The sequence below is a fragment of the Granulicella sp. S156 genome (assembly GCF_009766105.1).
Taxonomy (GTDB): Bacteria; Acidobacteriota; Terriglobia; order Terriglobales; family Acidobacteriaceae; genus Granulicella.
In genome coordinates, this window is record NZ_LMUH01000023.1 from 1 (window position 1) to 2,707 (window position 2,707).

General features: G+C 56.7%; 3 protein-coding genes. All 3 read left to right on the forward strand.

The window, feature by feature from the left end; all coding sequences use genetic code 11:
• Positions 1 to 194 precede the first annotated feature (194 nt).
• Positions 195 to 1,175 carry an SPFH domain-containing protein gene (locus tag GSQ91_RS18685; protein ID WP_174240710.1) on the forward strand — a complete coding sequence of 327 codons (981 nt, stop codon included), beginning with the start codon at positions 195 to 197 and terminating at the stop codon, positions 1,173 to 1,175.
• Positions 1,175 to 1,366 (forward strand): Arc family DNA-binding protein, encoded by a 192-nt coding sequence (locus GSQ91_RS18690; protein ID WP_158823290.1) that lies wholly within the window; start codon positions 1,175 to 1,177, stop codon positions 1,364 to 1,366. Before GSQ91_RS18685 ends, GSQ91_RS18690 begins: the two co-directional genes overlap by 1 nt.
• A gap of 266 nt (positions 1,367 to 1,632) precedes the next feature.
• Positions 1,633 to 2,484: a TIGR03435 family protein gene (locus GSQ91_RS18695; protein WP_158823291.1), complete on the forward strand. Its 852-nt coding sequence runs from the start codon at positions 1,633 to 1,635 to the stop codon at positions 2,482 to 2,484.
• The last annotated feature ends 223 nt before the right edge of the window (positions 2,485 to 2,707 follow it).

Here is a 2,707-nt window from a genome sequence, read left to right on the forward strand (position 1 = left end):
CTTCCGCTCATGTACCGCTCTCGCCTGCGCCTGGCTTAGACTCCAGCTATATGTCGATACGACCTAGCGCGACGCAGGGGCCGAAGAAGCGGCAAGCTTCGAATCTCAGCGGTAGCCGTGGCTCAAGACGCAATCCAGTTGACACGTCGATAGCAAAGTGATATCATTTTGCTATCGGATAGTGAGGTGGAGTGATGGCAGTTGAGCGGTCGATCGTTAGCAGAGAGCGTGTTGTGAACGTGATAAATGGCTGGGCGGTGTTGCTGCCGCTGATCGCAATGGTGATTGCGGACGTGGCGTATTTGGCGAATGGGCGACCGGATGAGCTTCGCCTGCTGACGTGCATGGTGGTGTTGGGGCTTGGGGTATTCGGGTTTGTAGGGTTCTTCAGTTTGCAGCCGAATGAGGCGCGGGTATTGACGCTGTTTGGGGCGTACAAGGGAACGGTGCGGACGAGCGGGTTCTGGTGGGGCAATCCGCTGTATGGGGGTGGGCGGCAGGGGTTTGCCGCGAGCGGACTGCTGCCGAGCCGGCAGTTTCGGACGAAGCCTGCATCGGCGAGTGCGCCGGGACAGGCGATGGGCAGGATGAAGGTGTCGCTGCGAGCGAGGACGTTGAATGGCGAGCGGTTGAAGGTGAACGATAAGCGCGGGAACCCGATCGAGATTGCGGCAGTGGTGGTGTGGCGGATCGACGATACAGCGCAAGCGTTCTTCGATGTGGATGATTATGAGAACTATGTGCCGATCCAAAGTGAGTCGGCGCTGCGGCATATTGCGAACATGTACAGCTATGACGATGGTGAAGGCACGGAGACGACGTTGCGGAACAACCCGGACGAGGTGTCGGAGGCGCTGAGGACGGAGTTGCAGGCGCGGCTTGCGAAGGCGGGTGTGGTGGTCGACGAGGCGCGGTTGACGCACCTGGCGTATGCTCCCGAGATTGCGCAGGTGATGCTGCGGCGGCAGCAGGCTGAGGCCGTGATCGCGGCACGACAGAAGATTGTGCAGGGAGCTGTAGGAATGGTGGAGATGGCCTTGACGGAGCTTTCGGCGAGGGGGTTTGTTAGTTTGGATGATGAGCGGAAAGCGGCGATGGTGAGTAATTTGATGGTGGTGCTGTGCAGCGAATCTGAGGTGCATCCTGTGGTGAATACGGGGACTCTTTACAGCTGATGAAAGAGCGCAAAGCATTCCTGATGCGGATCGATCCTGCGCTGTGGGCCGAGCTGGAGGCCTGGGCGCAGGATGAGTTGCGCAGCGTGAACGGACAGGTCGAGATGATCTTGAAGCAGGCGGTGATGAAGCGGAAGGGCGCCGCCTCCAAAGCTTCAGCTTTAATTCGTGAAGAGGTTGAAGCTGGATAACGCCTGGAACTAGAGCAGTTCTCGTAATGGTGTAGAGCGAGTCAAGGGTATCTACGTCGTTTTTTTTCCAAGAAAAACGACACTCGCAGGGTTCTTCCGCTTCACAGTATTACGAGAACTGCTCTAACGCCCCCGCGAAGTCCTCTTTTCGGCAACTTCGGACTTGACTGCTGGACGTCCTGGCACGAGGTTGTCGCAAACGCCGTTTTAGGGGAACCACGTTAGTGGATAGATAATTGTCACGGAACTCCGAAGTGGAGGCTCAAATGTTTCGTGCAATCTGCGTCACAGCCCTGCTAGCGGTGGTCGGCCAGATCATCGTGGCCAAAACCCATGCACAGGCAACCTCAACAGATGGGGAGTTTGAGGTTTCGTCCGTAAGGCCCAGCAATGACGCGCAAGGAACAGCACTGGTTCAGGCGACTCCGGGTCGCCTCACCCTTAGTCATATCTCGTTGCAGCGACTTTTGGTGTTTGCCTATGGCATTCAGGATTACCAGCTTGTGGGAGAGCCTTCCTGGGGTAAGTCTAGCCAGTACGACCTCATCGCCAAAGCAAGCACCGGTACCAGCGTGGCAAAGATGGAAGGGCCTATGCTCCAGGCTCTTCTTGAAGATCGGTTCAAGATGAAGCTCCATCGTGAAACCAGGGCGCTTCCACTCTATGAGCTGCTGGTAGCCAAGAGCGGTCCTAAACTACATCCCTCGGAGAAAGGAAGCTGCACACCCTATGTGACAGGCTCTCAACCTGCGATTGCGCCCGCGCCGGGGGAGCCTCAGCCGCTTTACTGCGGTTTTCACAGAACCGGCTCGGATGTGAGCCCAATTCTGAACGGAAAGGGCGTCAGCATGGATGAATTAGCCACCAACCTGGCTCGGAGTTACAACACCGCACTTGGAAGAAACATCATTGATAAGACTGGGCTGCCCGGGACCTTTGACATTCATCTGACATGGACGAATGACCCCGGTTCAATGGAAGCTGCTTCTTCCTCGACAGCCGACGACGCATCCATCTTCGCCGCCTTACAAGAACAACTTGGATTGAAACTTCAGGCCGCAAGAGGACCAGTTGAAGTTCTCGTCATCGACCACATCGAAGAGCCTTCCCAAAATTGAGCAGCCGGCCAGCTTTCTTCGATACCGCAACGTCAGTCATTCCCGCAAAGTCGCGTTTTCGGCAACTTCGCCGCAAGTTGCCGGTAACCCCGTGTTGCGAGAAGTTCAATAGCCGATGTTCTCCAAAGGCTGCTCCACGCATTCGAAATAGACGACTTCCGCCGGACCGCTAATTCGCTGAAGGGCGCTCGATGTGGTCGATCACCAGGACGGAGACGGGCCC

Excerpts from the sequence above, each read along its gene's own strand:
- GSQ91_RS18685 (WP_174240710.1), top strand. The coding sequence starts at position 195 with ATGGCAGTTGAGCGGTCGATCGTTAGCAGAGAGCGTGTTGTGAACGTG.
- GSQ91_RS18690 (WP_158823290.1), top strand. The coding sequence starts at position 1,175 with ATGAAAGAGCGCAAAGCATTCCTGATGCGGATCGATCCTGCGCTGTGG.
- GSQ91_RS18695 (WP_158823291.1), top strand. The coding sequence starts at position 1,633 with ATGTTTCGTGCAATCTGCGTCACAGCCCTGCTAGCGGTGGTCGGCCAG.